The organism is Marinobacter sp. UBA2498, assembly GCF_002341575.1.
Taxonomy (GTDB): Bacteria; Pseudomonadota; Gammaproteobacteria; order Pseudomonadales; family Oleiphilaceae; genus Marinobacter; species Marinobacter manganoxydans.
This window is the reverse complement of the sequence record NZ_DDOI01000066.1, coordinates 3,543-6,415: the sequence shown is the minus strand read 5'-3', so window position 1 is coordinate 6,415 and position 2,873 is coordinate 3,543. Positions and strand designations below refer to the sequence as shown.

The window sequence follows — 2,873 nt, the reverse complement described above, 5'->3', positions numbered from 1 at the left end:
CGTAGCGCTCGTTGCCATTGATGATCTGACCGGCGCTCACACCACCCAGCCCTTCGCGCACCAGTGCCATCACATCGCCCACGGCCAGGCCGTAACGGGACAAGGCGCGGCGATCCGGTTTCACCACCAGCTGCGATTCACCGGCGATTTGCTCCATGGCCACATCGCGGGCACCTTCGATCTCTTTAACCACGGCCTCAATGGCCTGGCCCTTCTCGGCCAGCACGGCGAGATCAGGACCAAACAGTTTGATAGCAAGCTGCGCTTTGACACCTGACAGCAACTCATCCACACGGGTTGCGATGGGTTGCGAGAAATTGAACAGTAAGCCCGGGTGTTGCTCTAGCTTCTGTTCCATCAATGCCTGGAGCTCATAACGATTGTCTGCACTGGTCCATTCCGGCACCGGTTTGAGACCGATATAAATCTCAATATTATTAACTGGTTCCGGATCACCGCCGATTTCAGCCCGGCCAATGCGCGACAGCGCATAGGTCACCTCCGGGAATTCCATCAGCATTGCCTCAAGCTTGGGGGCTACTTCCAGCGCGGTATCCAGACTGGAAGACGGAGCGAGAGTGACGCGCAGGTTAACGGTGCCTTCTTCCAGCTCCGGCACGAACTCGGTGCCCAGGCGGGGCAGAACCAGCGCGGCAGCTACCACCATGACAGCGGCAACACCCACCACTACTTTGCTGTGGCCCATCGCCCAGGCTAAACCTTTGCGGTAAAGCAAATCGAGTGGCTTCAATATAAAGCTCTCGCGCTGGCGAACTCCCCTTCGAAAAAGGTATGTCGCTAATGCAGGCACAATGATCAAGGCCACCAACACTGCAGAGAGCATGGCCAGCATAATACTGATGGCCATGGGCTGAAACAGTTTGGCTTCAACACCCTCAAAGCTGAACAGCGGCATGAACACAACCAGAATAATGGCCGTGGCGAAAAAGATGGGGCGCGCTACCTCTTTTCCTGCCTCTTGCAGGCGCAAGGCGATACCATGGCGGTCATGGATTGCGTCAACCGGATCTTCGTCGTCCGAATCCACCCGCGATTGTCTGAGGGCATCATGTTCAGCATCCGGGTGCGTCAGATGTTTAAACATGTTTTCCACCATCACCACGGAGCCATCGACCAACATGCCAATGGCCACTGCGATCCCGCCCAGGGACATCAGATTAGCCGACAGACCAAACCACGCCATCACCATTAACGCAATACCAATGGAGATCGGAATGGAAATCAACACCAGAAAGGTGGCGCGCAGGTTCATCAGGAACAGCGCAAGGATCACGACAATGAATGCAAACGCCAGCAATAAGGCATTGACCACCGTTTGCACCGCCTTGCTGACCAAATCTGCCTGATCATAGTAGGCTTCGAATCTTACACCTTCCGGTAATGCCTGGTTAATACGCTCAATGCGCGCACTGACTCCATCAATGGTGGCCTTGGTGTTGGCCCCCATTCGCTTGAGCACGATGCCGGACACCACCTCGCCGAGATTCTCCACCTTGTCGTCGGCGTTCTTGCGCGACATGGTCACCGCACCCTGGCGGATTTCACTGCCTAACGCCACTTGAGCCACGTCGGACACGGTGATGGTGGTACCATCCACGGTTTTGAGTGGCACCTGGCGGAGCTGCTCCAATCCCTGTTCACCATGATCCAGCCAACCGGTGCCCCGAATGACCAGTTGCTCCTGGCCCCGGTTCATATACCAGCCGCCGACGTTGGTGTTGTTGCGCTCCAGTGCCATCATGACTTCGTCCTGGGTCAGCTCGTAGGCCAACAGTCGGGACGGGTTCAGGTTTACCTGGTACTGACGCACCTCACCGCCGAACGATAGCACATCGGTCACACCCTCGGCCGGAATCAATAGCAGCTTCACCACCCAGTCGTTCAAACTGCGCAATGCCATGGCATCGAAACCGGCATCGGGTTCGGCCACGAGAAGATACTGATAGACCTGACCCAGACCGGAAGTATTCGGGCCCATTTCCGGCGTGCCGACGCCATCGGGGATCAGCTCCTTGGCAGCCTGAAGCCGCTCAAATACCAGTTGCCGGGCAAAATAGATATCGGTGCCTTCTTTAAAGACTACGGTGACGCCGGACAGGCCGGTTTTGGAAATGGAGCGCACCTCTTCCACATCCGGTAAGGCGTACATCACGGCTTCGATGGGATAGGTAATAAGCTGTTCCACCTCTTCGGCAGCCAGCCCCGGTGCTTCGGTATTGACAGATACCTGCACGTTGGTCACATCCGGAAAAGCATCCAGATTCAGTTTTGGAATAATAAAAACGGCACTGACCGTTAGTGTGATCAGGGCTATCACCACCAGCAATCGGTTGATGACCGCCCAATCGATAATTCGGTTAAACATGGGGTCTCCTACTGCTTAGTGGTTATGGGGGTCAAAGCCGCCCTTGGCGATCTGAGAGGCAACAAAGAAAGCGCCCTGAGTGACGATGCGAGCCCCCGGACCGACACCGCTAATTTCACGTAGCGGCCCGAGCGCTCGACCCAGCTTCACCTCCACTGGCTGGAATTCGCCAGGATGGTCTTCCACGAATACCGTCCAATCTCCGTCTGCGCCGCGCATCAGTGCGGTTTCGGGTACCGCCAGCACGGGTCTTTTAGTCTGGAATCGGAAATACACCTCGGCGAACTGGCCGGGGTGCAGGCGGTGTTCCGGGTTATTGACCAACAGGCGCACGGTACGGGTACGGGTGATGGGGTCAATGGTGTGCGCCTCCTGAGTGACCTTGGCGTTTACACGGACATCCCCAGCCACCACTTCCGCTCTTGTTCCCGCGCCCAGCGTCAGGGAGAGATCGGCGGGCAGGTGGGCCTCCACCCAGAGTTGCTTT

Annotated in this window: 2 protein-coding genes; both read right to left on the bottom strand. The window is 56.8% G+C overall.

Annotation, left to right across the window (positions count from 1 at the left end; genetic code table 11):
- A partial coding sequence (locus tag B2W52_RS09240; RefSeq protein WP_286802659.1) for an efflux RND transporter permease subunit occupies positions 1–2,386 on the bottom strand: 2,386 nt, incomplete at its 3' end.
- Between the two features lie 15 nt (positions 2,387–2,401).
- Positions 2,402–2,873, bottom strand: a 472-nt coding sequence (locus B2W52_RS09235; RefSeq protein ID WP_286802656.1) for an efflux RND transporter periplasmic adaptor subunit, incomplete at its 5' end; no start/stop codon positions are given.